The 18,103-nt window shown below is 32.2% G+C and carries 19 protein-coding genes; 12 read left to right on the forward strand and 7 right to left on the reverse strand.

What is annotated here, in order from left to right; all coding sequences use genetic code 11:
- The first annotated feature begins 67 nt into the window (after positions 1–67).
- The 9 genes from hemH to KO504_RS10285 all read left to right on the forward strand — a co-directional run bounded on the left by hemH (position 68) and on the right by KO504_RS10285 (position 10,027).
- A complete protein-coding gene (gene hemH, locus KO504_RS10245; protein WP_215926573.1) occupies positions 68–1,105 on the forward strand; it encodes a ferrochelatase in 1,038 nt (345 codons plus the stop codon).
- A complete protein-coding gene (locus KO504_RS10250) occupies positions 1,105–2,454 on the forward strand; it encodes an MATE family efflux transporter (protein WP_215926575.1) in 1,350 nt (449 codons plus the stop codon). Before hemH ends, KO504_RS10250 begins: the two co-directional genes overlap by 1 nt.
- A gap of 4 nt (positions 2,455–2,458) precedes the next feature.
- Entirely contained in the window at positions 2,459–3,007 is a 549-nt protein-coding gene (locus KO504_RS10255; protein ID WP_215926577.1) for a CopD family protein, read from the forward strand.
- 131 nt (positions 3,008–3,138) lie between these two features.
- Positions 3,139–4,608 carry a sensor histidine kinase gene (locus KO504_RS10260; RefSeq protein ID WP_215926579.1) on the forward strand — a complete coding sequence of 490 codons (1,470 nt, stop codon included), beginning with the start codon at positions 3,139–3,141 and terminating at the stop codon, positions 4,606–4,608.
- Between the two features lie 120 nt (positions 4,609–4,728).
- A complete protein-coding gene (locus tag KO504_RS10265) occupies positions 4,729–5,511 on the forward strand; it encodes an enoyl-CoA hydratase/isomerase family protein (RefSeq protein WP_215926581.1) in 783 nt (260 codons plus the stop codon).
- An 8-nt stretch (positions 5,512–5,519) separates the two neighbouring features.
- Positions 5,520–7,226 carry an AraC family transcriptional regulator gene (locus KO504_RS10270; protein ID WP_215926583.1) on the forward strand — a complete coding sequence of 569 codons (1,707 nt, stop codon included), beginning with the start codon at positions 5,520–5,522 and terminating at the stop codon, positions 7,224–7,226.
- A 219-nt stretch (positions 7,227–7,445) separates the two neighbouring features.
- On the forward strand, positions 7,446–7,844 hold the full coding sequence (locus KO504_RS10275) for a hypothetical protein (protein ID WP_215926585.1): 399 nt from the start codon (positions 7,446–7,448) through the stop codon (positions 7,842–7,844).
- 87 nt (positions 7,845–7,931) lie between these two features.
- Positions 7,932–8,801, forward strand: a complete 870-nt coding sequence (locus KO504_RS10280) for a TraB/GumN family protein (protein WP_215926587.1) — start codon at positions 7,932–7,934, stop codon at positions 8,799–8,801.
- A gap of 149 nt (positions 8,802–8,950) precedes the next feature.
- Entirely contained in the window at positions 8,951–10,027 is a 1,077-nt protein-coding gene (locus KO504_RS10285; RefSeq protein ID WP_215926589.1) for a PA0069 family radical SAM protein, read from the forward strand.
- Positions 10,028–10,099: 72 nt separating this feature from the next.
- On the opposite strand, the gene KO504_RS10290 is transcribed toward KO504_RS10285, so the two are convergent.
- Positions 10,100–10,657 carry a hypothetical protein gene (locus KO504_RS10290; RefSeq protein WP_215926591.1) on the reverse strand — a complete coding sequence of 186 codons (558 nt, stop codon included), beginning with the start codon at positions 10,655–10,657 and terminating at the stop codon, positions 10,100–10,102.
- Between the two features lie 342 nt (positions 10,658–10,999).
- Positions 11,000–11,557: a hypothetical protein gene (locus KO504_RS10295; protein WP_215926593.1), complete on the reverse strand. Its 558-nt coding sequence runs from the start codon at positions 11,555–11,557 to the stop codon at positions 11,000–11,002.
- A gap of 247 nt (positions 11,558–11,804) precedes the next feature.
- Between KO504_RS10295 and KO504_RS10300 the strand changes: the two genes are divergently transcribed.
- The 3 genes from KO504_RS10300 (at position 11,805) to KO504_RS10310 (ending at position 13,423) form a co-directional block, all read left to right on the forward strand.
- Complete coding sequence (locus KO504_RS10300) at positions 11,805–12,683, forward strand: AraC family transcriptional regulator (protein WP_215926595.1); 879 nt, start codon at positions 11,805–11,807, stop codon at positions 12,681–12,683.
- Between the two features lie 15 nt (positions 12,684–12,698).
- Positions 12,699–12,872, forward strand: coding sequence for a hypothetical protein (locus KO504_RS10305; protein WP_215926597.1), 174 nt, complete (start codon positions 12,699–12,701; stop codon positions 12,870–12,872).
- A gap of 125 nt (positions 12,873–12,997) precedes the next feature.
- Positions 12,998–13,423 carry a hypothetical protein gene (locus tag KO504_RS10310; protein ID WP_215926599.1) on the forward strand — a complete coding sequence of 142 codons (426 nt, stop codon included), beginning with the start codon at positions 12,998–13,000 and terminating at the stop codon, positions 13,421–13,423.
- On the opposite strand, the gene KO504_RS10315 is transcribed toward KO504_RS10310, so the two are convergent.
- The 5 genes from KO504_RS10315 to KO504_RS10335 all read right to left on the reverse strand — a co-directional run bounded on the left by KO504_RS10315 (position 13,424) and on the right by KO504_RS10335 (position 17,825).
- Positions 13,424–14,086: an HD domain-containing protein gene (locus KO504_RS10315; RefSeq protein ID WP_215926601.1), complete on the reverse strand. Its 663-nt coding sequence runs from the start codon at positions 14,084–14,086 to the stop codon at positions 13,424–13,426. It abuts the gene before it with no gap.
- A gap of 9 nt (positions 14,087–14,095) precedes the next feature.
- On the reverse strand, positions 14,096–15,076 hold the full coding sequence (locus tag KO504_RS10320; RefSeq protein WP_215926603.1) for an acyl-ACP desaturase: 981 nt from the start codon (positions 15,074–15,076) through the stop codon (positions 14,096–14,098).
- 19 nt (positions 15,077–15,095) lie between these two features.
- Positions 15,096–15,833, reverse strand: coding sequence for a lysophospholipid acyltransferase family protein (locus tag KO504_RS10325; protein ID WP_215926605.1), 738 nt, complete (start codon positions 15,831–15,833; stop codon positions 15,096–15,098).
- 81 nt (positions 15,834–15,914) lie between these two features.
- Complete coding sequence (locus KO504_RS10330; RefSeq protein ID WP_215926607.1) at positions 15,915–16,325, reverse strand: BrxA/BrxB family bacilliredoxin; 411 nt, start codon at positions 16,323–16,325, stop codon at positions 15,915–15,917.
- A gap of 213 nt (positions 16,326–16,538) precedes the next feature.
- On the reverse strand, positions 16,539–17,825 hold the full coding sequence (locus KO504_RS10335) for a hypothetical protein (RefSeq protein ID WP_215926609.1): 1,287 nt from the start codon (positions 17,823–17,825) through the stop codon (positions 16,539–16,541).
- Positions 17,826–18,103: the final 278 nt, after the last annotated feature.

Raw genomic sequence — 18,103 nt, forward strand, 5'->3', positions numbered from 1 at the left:
AAAGCAATGCAAACCGTTATTAAGTATTACAATTAGTATCGTATTTTTGTAGTTGAAAATGAAAAGCATGTCAAAAGGAATTTTATTAGTCAATTTGGGCTCTCCAGACAGTCCTAAACCTAAAGATGTTAAGAAATATCTTGGTGAATTTTTAATGGACGAACGCGTTATTGATGTGCCATTATGGGCGCGTACGCTTTTGGTTAAAGGAATTATTTTAAATACCAGACCTAAAGCATCTGCAGCAGCGTATCAAAAAATTTGGTGGGACGAAGGCTCGCCGTTAATTGTACTTTCGGAACGGCTTCAAGAAAAAGTGCAGCAAAAAGTAGATTATCCTGTGGCTTTGGCCATGCGTTATGGTAGTATGACAATTAAAAAGGGGTTACAAGAATTAGTAGATAAAGGTTGTACGGAAATAAAAACCATTCCGCTATATCCACAATTTGCGATGGCAACAACAGAAACGATTGATGTTAAAGTAGATGAGTTGGTTGCTGAGCATTTTCCAGGAGTGAAAATTACAAGAACACCGGCATTTTACCATCGTGAAGATTATATCAATGTGCTTTCAAAAAGTATTGGTGAAGTTTTAAATGATTTAGATTACGAACATATCCTTTTTAGTTATCACGGAGTTCCTGAAAGACATATTCGCAAAAGTGATATTACTAATGGCAACTGTAAAATGAATGGCAAGTGCTGTTTTAAAATGGGGAGCAAACAACACGAATTTTGTTACCGTCATCAGTGCGAAATTACCACTGTAAATGTGGCTAAAAAGCTAGGTTTAAAAAATGGTACGTATTCTACGACGTTTCAATCAAGACTAGGTTTTGATCCATGGTTAAAACCTTACACAGACCGAACTATTGAAAGAATGGGAAAGGCTGGTACTAAGAAAATGGCTATTGTAACACCCGCTTTTGTGAGTGATTGTTTAGAAACGTTGGAAGAAATTGCCATGGAAGGTGAAGAAATTTTCCACGAAATGGGCGGAGAAGAATTTACAGTTATTCCTTGCCTTAATGAACGCGACGATTTTGCCGATGTGCTCACTAATATCGTAGAGGAATGGGCAACTGCTAAAATCGAAGCCGTGTAATGGCAAATGTATCGTCACAAGATTTAGGAAATGAGCCTATAGGCAAATTACTTATTAGGCAAGCCGTACCAGCATCAATTGGTATTTTGGTGATGTCATTAAATATCTTAGTCGATACAATTTTTGTTGGTAACTGGATTGGTTCTATAGCCATTGCGGCGATTAACGTGGTGTTGCCTGTGTCTTTTTTTATTGCTGCACTTGGTATGGCTATTGGTATTGGTGGATCGTCTATTATTTCTAGAGCTTTAGGTGCCGATAATACAGTAAAAGCACTTAAAACCTTTGGAAACCAGCTAACGTTAACACTTCTTTTTACCGTTTCGTTTGCTGTCTTTGGGCTAATTTTTGTAGATACACTAATTCCTGCTTTTGGAGGTAAAGGCAATATTTTTGAGCCTGCAAAAGTATATTATGAAATCATTCTTTACGGTGTTCCCATCTTAGGGTTTGTAATGATGGGAAATACCGTTATTAGGGCAGAAGGCAAACCAAAATTTGCCATGTATGCAATGCTTATTCCGTCCGTTGGCAACTTGGTTTTAGATTATATATTTATCAATATTTTAGGTTATGGAATGGCAGGTGCAGCATGGGCTACAACAGGTTCTTATATCGCCGCATTTCTATTTATTTTTTGGTATTTTTTATCTGATAATTCCGAATTAAAAATCAATCTCTCGCATTTTAAATTAGAAAAATCAATTGTATCTGAGATAGCTTCTTTAGGTTTTGTGACTTTAACGCGACAAGCCGTTGTAAGTGTTACGTTCTTATTGGTTAATAATGCGCTCTTTAGATTTGGTGGCGAGACCTCAGTTACAGCTTATGCTATTGTTGGTAGGATGATGATGTTTGTGTTGTTTCCAGTTTTTGGAATTACACAAGGCTTTATTCCTATTGCAGGTTTTAATTATGGAGCAGAAAAATATGAGCGAGTAAAGGAGTCTATTTATACAGCTATAAAATATGCCACTATTTTAGGAACTATAGTGTTTATTGGTTTAATGTTTTTTCCAGAAATTATTACAAGGTTGTTTACAACAGATGCAGATGTGATTCGTATTACTCCAAATAATATGCGTTGGGCATTCGCTGCGGTTCCAATTTTAGCGCTACAACTTATAGGAGCGGCCTATTTTCAAGCTGTTGGTAAGGCATTGCCAGCATTGTTATTAACACTGACAAGGCAGGCCATTTTCTTTATTCCGTTAATGTATATCTTACCTTTGTATTTTGGGGAATTAGGAATTTGGATGGCATTTCCTATTTCAGATGTATTATCAACCATCGTAACGGGTTACTTTTTAAATAGAGAGATAAAAAAAACATTAGTAGATAAACGTTAACTCTATGGAATATTATAATTATATAAAATCGCTACATCTCATTTTTGTGATTACTTGGTTTGCAGGCTTGTTCTATATTCCAAGATTATTTGTCTATCAAATAGAAGCTTTTCATAAGTCATCTCCAGAAAAAGAAATTTTAGGTAAACAGTTAAAATTAATGGCCAAACGTCTCTGGTTTATTATCACTTGGCCTTCTGCAATTTTAGCAACACTATTTGCGGTTTGGTTACTAATTTTAATGCCAAGTTGGTTGCAACAAAGTTGGATGCATGTGAAATTATTATTTGTAATTCTGTTGTTTATCTACCATTTTAAAACACACATGTATTTTAAACAACTTCAAAACGATGAAGTTAAGATCACGTCTAATTTTATGCGCATTTGGAATGAAGGCGCTACTTTTATCCTATTTGCTGTTGTTTTTCTAGTCATTCTAAAAAGTTCTATCAATTGGATTTTTGGAGTTCTAGGCATTATTGTTTTAGGAATATTATTAATGTTAGGTTTTAAGATTTATAAACATATTCGTTCTAAAAATCCGGAAGCATAATACTTGCTTTAAAGGTTAAATTTTGATGTTTATTAATTTGAGATTTGCACATGTTGTCTTTGGATTGATTATTGCTATATTTAAAACTTATAATTCAGAATTAAAAGCGACCCATCGTCATGGGCATTTCTATGAGTAAAAAACGCCTATCCTTAAGAGCTCGAATAAATTTAGCTATGATATTGTTAGTGCTTGTAGCATCGGTTTTAATCGCTGCGGTAACTATCTATCAATATAGTGAAGAGGCGAAAGAATATCATACAGAACGTTTAGAGCGTAAAGAAAAAGCGATTAAGCAGAGTATTAATTTTGTTATTGGCGAAACTACATATCCTGTTACAACAGAGAATATTCCTTTAATTTTTAAGGATGAAATATTTGAAATTGATGCCATTCATAATTTACAAATTAACCTTTACGATTTAGAGGGACAACTATTAAAAAGCTCAAAACGAACCATTCAAAGAGATTCTTCGGATCTTTGTTTAGATGCCGAAATATTAAATACCTTATCCAATACTTTAGAACATCGTTATGTGGTAAAGAATAAAGTAGCTGGACAAACATTTCAATCCTCTTATTCTTATATCATGGATGAAAAGTTTAAGACATTAGGAATCTTAAATTTACCTTATTTAGAGAATGATGATTTTTTTAATAAAGAGTTAAAGGAGTTCTTAATGCGTTTGGCTTATGCGTATTTAGTTTTGATTTTAGTGGCCATTATTATTGCTTATTTTATTTCAAAATACATTACTAAATCACTGAGGACGATTAGTGATAAAATGAATGAAACACGACTAGAAAAGCGCAATAAGAAAATACAGATAGAATCCTCTAGTGAAGAAATTGAAACACTTGTCAATTCTTATAATAGCATGATTGATGAGCTCGAAGCTAGTGCTGTAGTTTTAGCAACCAATGAACGCGAACAAGCCTGGCGTGAAATGGCAAAACAAGTGGCGCACGAAATAAAAAATCCGTTAACACCAATGCGATTGACGGTACAGAGTTTTCAGCGTAAATTTAATCCTGAAGATGAAAATATTCATAAAAAAGTAGATGAATATAGTAATACCTTGATTCAGCAGATAGACACAATGAGTTCAATTGCATCGGCATTTTCTAATTTTGCTAAAATGCCAGCACAGAAAAGTGAAAACCTAAACGTAGTACATATTGTAAAACTAGCGCTCGATATTTTTAACGAAGACTATATTGCGTTTTATTCTGAAACTGAAGAAATCATTGCTAAATTTGATAGAACTCAGTTAATACGAGTGGTGACTAATTTGGTAAAAAATGGTATTCAAGCCATTCCTGATACTAATGAAAACCCAAAAATAAATGTTCGTGTCTTTAGCGAAGGAGAAAATGTAAATATTACTATTGAAGATAATGGTTCAGGTATTAACGAAGAAACTAAGGACAAAATCTTTGAGCCAAAATTCACCACAAAATCTAGTGGAATGGGCTTAGGGTTAGCTATGGTGAAAAATATTGTGGAAACTTATAATGGAAGTATTACCTTTACAACTCAACTAGGAAAAGGTACTGTTTTCAGGGTAACTTTCCCTAAGAGTCAAACCATTTCTGTGTAGGCAGAAATCTCTAAGTAAAAAAACTATAGTCCATTGTTGAGGCGATAGTGTTTGCAAAGACATTTTAAGAATATAACAACTAGATTTCCAGTTTCAATGGGAATGAAAAATAAATTTTCAATGAATTACAAAAACATTTTATCAGAATACTCAAACGGAATTACAACCATTACGATCAATAGACCAAAGAAGTTGAATGCCTTGAATAAAGAGACTATTCAAGAACTACACGATGCTTTTAAGGATGCTGATGCTGATGCAGATACTAAAGTTATAATTATCACTGGTAGTGGAGAAAAAGCTTTTGTAGCAGGTGCTGATATTAGCGAGTTTGCAGATTTTAGTGTAGAAGAAGGAGGAAAGCTAGCTGCGCAAGGACAAGATTTACTATTTAATTTTGTTGAAAAATTAAGCACACCTGTTATAGCAGCAGTTAATGGTTTTGCTCTTGGTGGAGGCTTAGAATTAGCAATGGCTTGTCATTTTAGAGTCGCGAGTAGTAATGCAAAAATGGGATTGCCAGAGGTGTCTCTTGGTGTGATTCCTGGGTACGGAGGTACACAGCGTTTACCACAGTTAGTAGGTAAAGGTAGAGCTATGGAAATGGTGATGACAGCAGGTATGATTGATGCTAATCAAGCTTTAAACTACGGTTTAGTTAATCATGTAGTTGAATTAGAAGAATTATTGCCTTTGGCTGAAAAAATTGCAGGTAAAATTATGCGAAATTCTTCAGTAGCTATTGGCAAAGCTATAAAAGCGATAAACGCTAATTACACAGACGGAAAAGATGGTTATAAAGTAGAAATCAAACAATTTGGAAATTGCTTTGGAACTGAAGATTTTGTAGAAGGTACAACAGCATTTTTAGAAAAACGTAAAGCTGATTTTCCAGGGAAGTAATTTACTTAATGAAAAAAGTAATTCTCGTTTTTGTTTGTTCACTATTCATAATCTGTTTGAATGGTCAAGAGCGCGATACACTTTTTTTAAAATCTTACGATAATCTTTCTAGTTTAATTGATAAAAGCTATCTAGAAGATTTAGAGCTTACTGAAGAATTAATCGTGTATTACATTCAAAAAGCAGAAGGGGAGTCTAATGCAAAAGAAGCAATACGAGGATTATCTAAGTTTATTGATCTTCAAATTAATTTAAGACAGTTTGATACTTTTGAGGCCGAACAAGAGAAAATGTTTGCCTTAGCAACAACAGATGTTTTAGAGCAAGAGTTGGCTGCAATTACCTATAAGCTAGGTCGCAGTTATTTTTTTCAAGGGCGTATTGGCAAATCTATGGAAATGCAAAATAGAGCCTTAGCCTTGGCCAGAAAACAAAATAAATTGGAGTTAGAAAGCACCATTTTAATGCAATTGGGTTATGTAAAATCTTTTGTTGGCGATCGGGAAGCATCTATAAATTATCTTAAACAAGCATTGGCTTTAAGTAGACGCAAAGGTGTAGAGCTTACCTCTTCAACTCATAAGAGTAATTTAAAATCTCAAACAGTTACACTATATTATTTAAGTTTAGCTTATATAAAATCTAAAGTAAAAGATTCTGCTAAAGCTTATTTAGACCAAGCCATTGCATTAAATAAGATTGTAAAGGATAGTTGTCTTTCAAAAACGCTGTATAGAACTCAAGGCGAAGTCAATATCTTGTATGGCAAGTACAATGAAGCGCTTTCTAATTTTGAAACCTCAAAAACATATTGTTTACCAATAGGTGAATTGGAATCTTTGGTTTATTCCGGACTGTATGGCAAAGCGTATATAGGTCTCAAAGCGTATGCAAAAGCCCAAACAGTTTTGCAAGAAGGGTTAGATAATTACAATGTTTCTGAAGAGGAGGAAGGCTTTATGGAGGACCATTATAAAATGTTAGCTAAAGCCTATAAATACAATGGTAATATAGAAAAGTCTAATTTTTATTTTGAAAAATATATTCTTACTACCGAAGCGCTTAATAAAATTCAAGATACAGTGGTTGCTGTTTTTAAACAGCAAGAGTTAAAGGCTTTTGAGGCCGAATTGGATGCTATAAATTCTGAAAAGAATAACTTTAAATATAGTGTTGCGGTTTCCGTTGTAATCATTCTTATTCTGTTAGTTTTTCTTTTTAGATTCAGTAGGCTTAAAAAGAAAAACGAAGCAAAATTTAAGATACTTTTAGAAAAGGTAAATACAGAAAACAATATGGGATCTGTTAGCGATGATGTAAAAGATGAGGCTCAAGAAGATAATTCTTCGGATATAAATGAAACTACCAAACATCAGATTCTCGAAGGTTTAAATAAGTTAGAAAAACAAGAATATTTTTTAAGGCATGATTGCAATTCTTACAATGTAGCTAAGAAAATAAAAACAAATACGTCGTACTTATCTAAGGTTGTAAATTCTCATTACCAGAAAAATTTCAATGCCTATATCAACGATTTACGAATTAACTATGCGGTTTTAAAACTCAAAAATGATAATCGTTTTAGAAAGTTTTCCATTCAATCCATTGCTGAAGAAGTAGGTTATAAAAGTGCAGATTCCTTCACCAAATATTTCAAAAAACAAACCGGATTAAATCCGTCGTTCTACATTAAAAAGTTGAATGCTTTAGATTAAAATACATTCATTTTTACCCTAAATTTATAAATTTAGGGGTTTCACTATACAAACGCTGTCAAACTACTTGTTGGTGTGCTAATTGTTTTGATTTCAGATAATTAGGATTTATTTTTCATACCCTATTTTTCTAAAACTGGGTATGCTTCCTTTGTTTTATGCGTTTTTTTAAAGGTACTTTGGCTTCACAATCACAAACCAATTAAATCTCTTTTGAAAATGAAAAAACGAATTATTTACATCTCAATCGCTATGGTAATAGGAGCTTTTCTAGTAGGTGTTTTTAGTGCTTTTTATGATAGCTATACAGCTGATGAAATCACGGTAAATCAAATTGAAGCCTCTTTAAATACGCATTGCTATTGCGAGAGCATTTCAAAGGATATGTATTCTAAAGGAGTGCAATATTCTAATGTTAAAGGGTTTTCTGTAGAGCATGTAAGTTTCAGTTTAATTAACTGCAAATACGAATCCTTACAAAAAGAAGCCAATCGTATTCATCAATTATTAATAAATGATGTAGAAGCTCTTGAAAACTTCAACTTAATAAGCCTAGATATTATTTCAGAAGATAGGCACGACACAATAACAATCAAAAACGGTCAATTAGAAATTTAAAATAATATGGTATCCCTAATCAAATTAATTATAGAAACTTTAATAACAATATTAAGCTAAATCATAATCATTAATAAAACTAAAATCATGAGAAAATTAAATCAAATCACGTTCATCATAGTTGTATTTATCGCAACAACATTTAACATACTAGCTCAGAATAATCCTAAAACTAATTTGTGGAAAATAGAAGGAGATAATATTAAAACGTCTTACCTATTTGGTACCATACATATGATACCTAAAAAGGATTTTATCATAAAGGACAAAGTACAAAAGGCTTTTGAATCTTCAGATAAAGTGGTGCTAGAGATTGATATGGATGATCCTAATTACAAAGTAGATTTTATGAAATTATCAATGTTAAACAAAGGTGAATCGTTAAAAATGTATATGTCTGATGATGAATTTAAAATATTAGATACTTACTTAAAGGAGAAGACAGGTGTAGGCGTTAATAATTTCAATACGTTTAAACCTATGATGTTAATGTCTGTATTAACGATGACAGCAATTGGAGATGGACCATTAGAGAGTTATGAGATGAGCATAATAAATATGGCTAAATCGGCGAACAAAGAGGTGAGTGGGTTGGAAAACATAGCCGATCAGATTAATGCTTTTGACGGAGATCCTTATGAAGAGCAAATAGATACCTTAGTTGAAATGGTAGACAATGGAAATAGCGAAGAACTCTATAACCAGTTGTTACAATACTATCTTGCGGAAGATGTAGATGGCATGTATGACTTTATGGACGACTATATGAATGATGATATTGAAGGCATGAAACGTTTTCTAGATGACAGAAATAATAGGTGGATTCCTAAAATGGAAGCTTACTCTAAAGATAATACAGTGTTTTATGCTGTAGGAGGAGCACATTTAGGTGGCGATCAAGGGGTTATTAGTTTACTTAAAAAAGCAGGTTATACTGTAACTCCAATATTAGATTAATAAGAACAACAGCAATCAAATTTAAAGAACCTTAGTTTTTAAATTAAGGTTTTTTTTATGCGTAAACTTTAATACTGTTAAATAAATCAATAGCGTTAAAACTACAACCTGTAGCCACACTTATACAGGTTTCATGCTAATTTTATAGTATGATAAATCCCAAATCTAATATAAAAGGAAGAGGCGCTCAGAAAAATACACATAATCGTTTTTTTGAGTTGTCTTACGAAATGCGAGATGATTTTTTGGAGTTTTGCCATAAAGAAGGTGAAATTGCAGACAAAAATAAAACCCAATATCTTAACGTATTTCCTAAAACGATTGTCAATAAAGTAACGAGTCCAGATGTTGGTATGGCTTATTCTATGAATATGTATCAAGGTTGCGAGCATGGCTGTATTTATTGTTATGCACGCAATAGTCATGAGTTTTGGGGGTATAGTGCAGGTTTAGATTTTGAACGTAAGATATTAGTTAAAAAAGATGCATCTAAACTATTAGAAGCACATTTAAAAAAGAAAAGTTGGAACGCGCAGACTATTGTTATGTCTGGCAATACCGATTGTTACCAACCCGCAGAACAACAATTTGAGATTACTAGGCAATGTTTAGAGGTGTTTTTAAAGTACAAACACCCTGTTGGTATCATTACTAAAAATGCTTTAATATTAAGAGATTTAGACCTTTTAAAAGCCTTAGCTAAGGACAATTTAATATCAGTAAATATTTCTATAACATCATTATCGGAAGATACTAGACGAGTTTTAGAGCCGCGGACTGCAACGATTAAAAAACGGCTTCAGGTTGTAAAAGAATTAAGTGACAATGGTGTTCCGGTAAATGTAATGTTAGCACCTATCATTCCATCTATTAATAGTCATGAGATTTTACCTATGGCGAAAGCCGTATCAGAAGCTGGAGCTTTAAGTATTGGGCACACTATTGTGAGGTTAAACGGAGCTATTGGAGAAATCTTTACAGATTGGATAATGAAAGCAATGCCAGATAGAGCAGAAAAAGTCTTACGTCAAATTGAAAATTGCCATGGAGGTACACTAAATGAAAGTAGATATGGCAAACGTATGCAAGGCGAGGGGCAAATTGCTAAGCAGATTAACGATTTAATAAAATTGGCGAGGTTTAAATATTTTAAGTGTAAGACAATGCCAAAGCTAAACACGTCTCTTCATCAGCCTTATAAAGATGGTCAAATGAAACTCTTTTAAACAAAAAAAAGTGGGTATTAGAGAACCCACTTTTTTAACTAAATAAATAAAACTAATTTATAAACAATCAATTTATAATTTAAAATCTTCAACAAATACACGGCCATTTGCTCTAATGATTGCTGTGTAGTTACCTTTAAGGTTTTGATCTAATTTGTATACGCGATTTAGAATCTCTTTTCCTTTTATAGTTTCAGTATGGATAAGGTCATTTTCAAAATATAACTCTACAACCATTTCATTAGTATCCATGGCTAATTTTGAGATGATAACTTTAGAATCTTCAGATCTAAATACAGGCTTAAAGATTTTTTTATTTGAAGTTTCTAAATAAGTAACCTTGTTGTTTTTTACTTGTATTGAGTTAATATCAATTTCAAAGTCTTTATTCACTTCAACAGTGTAAATACCATCTTCTAATTGTGAAAAATCATAAAGCTTTTCTATGTTTCCATTATAGTTAATACGTCCACTGTAAACAACTTCTCCTGCCGTATTAGATACAGAAATATGGTCTCCCTTGCGTAAATCTTTAGAAGGTAATGTTGTGTTTATTGTTGTGTTTGCGTAGCTTGTGCATGTTCCTAACACCACTGCTAATACTAAGATGTTTTTTAATAATGTTTTCATAATCTTTAATTTTAATCGTTTTGTGTTGTTAAAGACATCACTTCAACTATTAACGATTTTATACTGCAAATTTATAGCAGGTTTGCCTTTTGAAAAACAAGCATATTGGTAGATTAGTATACAAAATTAACATGTATAGGATTTTGATTGAATCAATAGGTTAAAATAGTATATATTGATGGTAATTTGCTATAATTTTATCGAATTCAAATATTTTTAAAGTTTGAAATTCTATTTGCCATACTTTTATTTGTGTTGATTAGTACCGTTTTAAATAAAAAAAGTGGGCCTTAAGTGGCCCACAATCAATTATATAATTCTAAATTTAGAAAATAGAATAATCTATAGTTTAAAGTTTTTAGTAAATACTCTGGCGTTGGATTTAACAACTGCTGTATATTCTCCTTTAATAGCATGGTCTAATTTATAAACTCTATTTAGTACTTCTTTTCCATTTACCGTTTCTGAATAAATTAATTCGTTATTGTAATATAGCTCTATGTCCATTTTTGGATTGTTTAAAGCTATTTTGGAGATTATAAGTTTGTCATTTTGAATTCTAAATACAGGTTTGAAAATCTTTTCATTTTCAGTATTTAAAAAATGTACCGTATTGTTTTTAACTTCTACCGTATTAATTTCAATTTCAAAATCCTTATTGATTTCAATCATATATATACCATCCTTTAATTGTGTGAAATCGTATAGTTGTCTAATATTACCATTAAAGTTAATAAGACCACTAAATACAATATTTCCGCTAGCGTCAGTAACCGATATGGAATTCCCTTTTTTTACACTATTAAAAGAAGGTAATACTTCTAATGTTGCATTTGCGTAGCTCGTAAATGTGCCTAACATTACAGCTAATACTAAAATGTGTTTAAATAATGTTTTCATAATATTTCATTTTTTAGGTTAAAACTGAAATCGAAGAGGTTATTTACAACTCCAGCTCAAATGATTTTATACGACAAAGGTATTGCCAATATTACTTGTGTAAAACATTGATTTTGGCACATTTATATACATAATTAACTTTATGTGTCGTTTTATTATCATATTAGGTTAAAATAGCGCACATTATTATCAATCTGCTATAGGTTTTAAAATGTAGGAGAATTAAATTTGCAATAATTGATATGTTATGAATACAAGAAAACCTACTTTAGAAAAAATAAGCCCTGAATTTGGTAGTTCTATTTTAGTTAGAAAGCATCAAATAGACTCTTATAAAGAAGAAAAGAAGCCGTTTTGGCATTTTCATCCCGAGATAGAATTAGTTTATGTTAACAAAGGACAGGGTAAGCGCCATATAGGAAATCATTTGTCTTATTTTAATAATAGTCAACTGTTATTAATAGGATCTAATTTACCGCACAATGGTTTTACGGATCGATTAACCATAAATGGCTCAGAAACCTTAGTGCAGTTTAAACCTGAATTTTTAGGAGATCATTTTTTTGATATTCCAGAAATGGAAGCGATTAATAAAATGTTTGAATTGTCTAAGAAAGGCATTCTATTTGGCGTTAAAACAAAGCAAAAATTAGGAAAGAAGATTGAAAAATTAAATGAAAAAGAAGGCTTTAAAAAAATCCTAATTTTATTAGAGGTGTTGCATGGTTTGGCTAAATCTGAAGATTATACCATTTTAAATGCAGATGGTTTTGCTTTTGAAACAGAACCACAAGATAGTGCTAAAATAGATGTCATTTTTAAGCATGTTAACCAAAACTTTAAAGAACATATTAGTTTAGATGAGATTGCAGATAAAGTAAGTATGACGGTTCCAGCGTTTTGTCGCTACTTTAAAAAAGTAACAGGTAAAACATTTACAAAGCTAGTTAATGAATACCGTATTGTACATGCCACAAAATTACTTTCGGAAAGCCAAATGAGTATTACAGATATTAGCTTTGAATGTGGTTTTAATAATTTTTCACACTTCAATAAATTATTTAAAGAGTTTACAGGCAAAAGCGCTTCTAAATATAGAAGTGAATTAAAATTAATGGTTCAATAATTAAATTTCATACTTATGGATGACAAAATAGATATTGCAATACTTTATTATTCTAAAAAAGGCCAAGATATATTAGATGCAGTAAATTCTAATAACAACTTGTCTGCAGATGAAATTATTCATTACGGAGAGGAAATGGCAGCTATTGAATATAAATTAACGGCTTTAGAGGTGGCTAAAGAGAGTTAGCCTATTTTTTTATTCTCATTCCTTACAAGAGGCTGTATTAAGAATTTATAAGCAATATCTAAAGTAATAGTATGGCTTCAACTCCTCTTTTAAAAATATTGTAAATTGGCAAAATAATTTTCAATATGAAATACACAACATTTTTTAAAGTAGTAGTTCTATGTTTAACGTTACTGATAGTAAGCTGCGAAAAAGATGAGATTAAAGTTTCAGATGCTGAATATGTTTCAGGAGGTAGTGGTACATCGTTAAATACAGGGGCTATAGCGATTGATTTTAATATTCCTAATAATTATGCTATGGCAAGGGTTCGTATTGAATTTCCAGAAGTTAATATTATAAAAGAAGAAAGCGGATCTGGTGATAAACAGGTTAGGCTTGAAAATGTGTCTTCTGGCATATATAATTATACGTTTGAATTCTGGGGAACAGAAAATAGTTACAATACTGGAGGCATCGAAGAAACACCCTTAAGTAAATATTTTATAATTAATGAAACCGTTGAGGTTATAAATGGAAAAACATTAAATATAAAAGTATATTGGGATTAATTACAGCTTTCCTTCCCATTCTGCATAAAACTGTTTCAGAAAGCCTTCCATATAATTATGGCGCTCTAAGGCCATGCGTTTTGCTGTTTTGGTGTTCATTTGATCTTTTAGAAGTAACAATTTTTCGTAAAAATGATTTATTGTTGGTGCTTCAGAATGTTTGTATTCGGCCTTAGTCATGTTAAGATTAGGCTTAATGTCTGGGTTATAAAGCGCTCTGTCTTTAAAGCCTCCATAATTAAAACAACGTGCAATACCAATGGCACCAATAGCATCTAAGCGATCGGCATCTTGTACGACTTCCATTTCTTTAGACGTAAATGCAGTATTCAAATCGAATGAATTTTTAAAAGACATGTTGTCTATAATTTGAGTCACGTGCTCAATAATTTCACTGTCTACATTGTGTTTTAATAGAAACGTACTGGCTATTCTAGCTCCTAATGCTTCATCTCCATTATGAAATTTAGGATCTGCAATATCGTGTAGTAAAGCTGCTAATGACACCACTGTAAGGTTTACATTTTCATATTTGGCAATTGATAAGCTGTTTTTATAAACGCGTTCAATATGAAACCAATCGTGGCCACCTTCAGCATGCTTGAGTTCGGTTTTAACGAAATCAATAGTAGCTTCAATGAGTTGCGCATCAGAAATTGTCATACGAAATTATTACGCAGGATCTACCCATTTAAATTGATAAGAATTCTCAGGAATCTTCATACGTTCAGACAAACGATACATTCTAGGAGGTAGTTTCATTAAGTAGTCTCTTGCTTTTTCGGCTTCCTCATTAAGTCCGGTCATTTTTCCTATTTCCCAACGGTCAATTAGTTTCTGTAAGATATCTACATAATCGTTAGACGTGTATACGCCAAGACGTTGTGCAGTGTTAGAAAATTCTTCAAAAGCTGTACCAATACTCTCGCCAGATTCTCTTAAAAAGTGTGCTGGCATCGCAATTTTGCGTTTCATCATATCATGAAAAGCCATCATCATTTGGTTAGGATCTATAGCAAAAATGCGCTCTACAAATTCCGAATAGGCATGGTGGTGGCGCATTTCGTCTCCTGAAATGATTTTACACATTTTAGCCAATTGCTTATTGCCTTTTTGTTTGGCAATTTTAGCGACACGGTTATGAGAAATATAGGTTGCTAACTCTTGAAAGCTTGTGTATACAAAGTTTTTATAAGGATCTCTGCCTGTACCAATATCAAAACCGTCATTAATTAAATATTGAGTCGTTTTTTCAATCTCACGCATATTTACGCGGCCAGATAAGTACAAGTATTTATTTAAAACATCACCATGTCTGTTTTCTTCACCTGTCCAATGTCTTAGCCATGTAGACCATCCATTACGTTCAATTTGGCCTACACCTTCAACGTCCATAAGCCATGATTCGTAACTTGGTAAGGCTTCTTCAGTAATCATATCTCCAACTAAAACAACCCAAAAATCGTAAGGTAGTTCTTTAGATAATTCTCTAATTTCTCTAACCTCTTCATGAAAAGAATCTTTTGTAGAGTCTGGTAGGAAATCTGTAGGTTGCCAGATTTTTTCAACAGGAATTAAATATTTTTCAATTAGCGATTGTACATCTTTTTCGAGATGCTGCATCACTTCTAATCTTACATTTTTTAGAGACATCTTAATGGTGTTTAGGTAATTAATTCTCAATAGCAGCAACAATGGTTTGTTCTACTTGCTCAATTAATTCAGTCTTATTTGTAAAGTTAATAATTTCTAAGGGCTTATGAACAGTAAATTTCATATGATTTCCTATTCCCATTGGGAAATTCCCGTAGCGTAACATTTTCCATGAGTTATTAACTGTAATAGGAACAATGTGTGCCGAAGGTATCTTTTTGATTAACATTTCTAAGCCTTTGGTTTTAAATGGTCTTGGAACTCCATTTTTGCTTCGTGTACCTTCGGGGAAAATAACGGCTGCTCTTTTGGTTTTTTCAATATAGTCTCCAAAGGTCATCATTGCAGATAGTGATTGTCTCGCATCTTTTCGGTCTATTAAAACAGAGCCTCCGTGACGTAAATTATAAGAAACACTTGGGATCCCTTTTCCTAATTCTTTTTTAGAAACAAATTTTACGTGATGCTTACGCATATACCACATAATAGGAGATATGTCATACATGCTTTGGTGGTTACAAACAATAATTAAGGGTCTGTCTGTACTAATGTTATAGGGATTGTAAAATGAGATTCTGGTGCCCAAAAGGTTAAGGCAACGCATAATAAAAAATTGTAGCCAATCTACACTAATCTTAAGTGCTTTATAGCCAAATACATTAAAGCTAATCCATTGGATTATATGAAATATAACCAAGGTTAACCCAAAGCATAAATAAAATATAATAGAAAGCGGATAGGCTAGTAGTTTTCTCATGTAACAAAGGTAATCATTGCAATTTATGTACAAAAAAACCACGATAAAAATCGTGGTTTAAATACTTCGTTTTTTTATCTTTTAGCAATGCTCGTTATAAGCATCTTTAAGATTTTCTGCAATTAATTCTGCAGGACGACCTTCAATATGGTGGCGTTCTAACATGTGTACTAGCTCTCCGTTTTTAAACAAAGCCATACTTGGCGAGCTTGGAGGAAAAGGCACCATGTGTGCTCTCGCTGCATCAACAGCTTCTTTGTCTACACCTGCAAAAACAGTAACGATATGATCTGGTTTTTTAGGGTTTTGTAAACTTGTTTTAGCTCCTGGTCTAGCATTTGCTGCTGCACAACCACAAACAGAATTTACAACCACTAAGGTTGTACCTTCTTTAGCAATAGCATTTTCTACAGCTTCTGATGTGTGTAATTCTTCAAAACCTACGCTGGTTAAATCCTCACGCATTGGTTTTACTAATTCTGCTGGATACATATTTTTAAATTTTAATTTATCTATTTTGAATTGCAAAGATAATGAAAATATGTCGGCAGTCCTTAGTCTTCAGTAGGCAGTTTGAATTGTGGTATTTTGGTTTTCAATAGTGAAAAAATATCAGTTAAAACTTCGTGATATCGTTTAGTTTTTTCATGATAGAATTTGTTTAATTGTTGTTTTGGATAAATTGAAGAGACGAATTAACACTAATTATTCCCACCTAGCTTTTAATGTTCCTGAAAACTCTATATTGTTTCCTAAGTTTGGGAAAAAAGCATCTACAGATACCTCATTAAAGGTTAAATGAATCTCACCTCCACTATCTGGATAACGCTCGATAAAAGTAACTTCAAAACTTCCAGTAGGAGAATAGTCGTAAAGTATACCGTCAGAAATAATTCTAGCATATATCTTCGGGGTAGATGGATATGGATCACTAAAATTATATATACCTTCGTCTAGGATATATGTTGAAAGGCGTATCCTTGAAGGACTATTTTCATCTCCAAAAATGATTATATGGTTACTTCCTGACTCTAATGAACATAAATTAGAAAAATTAAATTGTCCGTTTTCAATAGTCTCACTATTTGCATAATCAATAATGATAGTATTTTCAATAATTTCCTGCTCTTGATTATTTCCATTACCTGAATCAAAGTCATCACAATCTTCTAATGGGTTTGTTGGACAAATTGTAATAGCTTGACCACCATCGGCAGACATAAATGTGTCTGTATAACTGTAACCATTATCCCAATCAACAGTATAAGTATATTGGGTGTTTTTATCAACAATAAACTTACTAATTGTACACCATTCAGATGTGTTATATTCGCCGGTAAGTGGATTAAATAAGGTTTGTGTATTACATAATGTTTCAGATATATCATTATCAACATCTCTATGGTATTTGGTTGTAAATAAATCACCATAAGTAGATTGGTCACATAAAGCTCCGTTTTCATTATAATGAGTTCCTAAGCCATATAAGGTAATGCCATTAATAGTTATAGAAGCACTACAAAGTTCGTTATGAGAAAAGAAAACAGAGGATTTAGTTCTGGCATCTGTCCACATTTGTTCATATTCTTCAATCCAAATTATTTCTATTTCACCGTTTATTGCAATAGGAGTAGAGTCAATATAAGTTCCTTCTATATTTAAGTTTAAATTATCTAAATTTAATTGACCATCAGAGAATGTAGAACTCTCAAAAGCACCATTACCACTTATATTGGTAATGGTATAAATATTGTTTTCAAGCTCAGCGTTACCAGTAAGTCTTCCAGAAAATGATTCTAAAATAAAATTGCCTGTTTCAGATATTGAAACGACACCTTCAATATCATTGTTTATGTTTCCTGTTATCATATTTCCACTAAATTGGGCTCCAAATTCTTCATTTAAGGTAGTATCATTATTATCACTAGATTTTGAACAAGAACTAAATATTAATAATGTTAGAATAAGAACTATTGCGTATTTGTTTTTCATAATTTCAGGTTTAAAAGTTTCTTTTAGAATAATATTTTAGTGCTATATTTTGCAATTAGCAGTAGTTAATATTTCTTCGTGAGAAAGTCCATATAAGTTATAATATTCCCATGTGCCTTTGGGCGCGCTTCTTGATACATAATTCTTTTTTTCAAGCATCTCTATACTTTTTGGGTCTTCTTTACACTGTGCTATCATAGATGTTCTAAAAAATACTAGTGCCATGAATATAGTCAAAAAATTTTACAGTGGATGCTTTCATTATAACGTGGTCTTTG

This window comes from Winogradskyella psychrotolerans (genome assembly GCF_018860565.1).
Taxonomy (GTDB): Bacteria; Bacteroidota; Bacteroidia; order Flavobacteriales; family Flavobacteriaceae; genus Winogradskyella; species Winogradskyella damuponensis.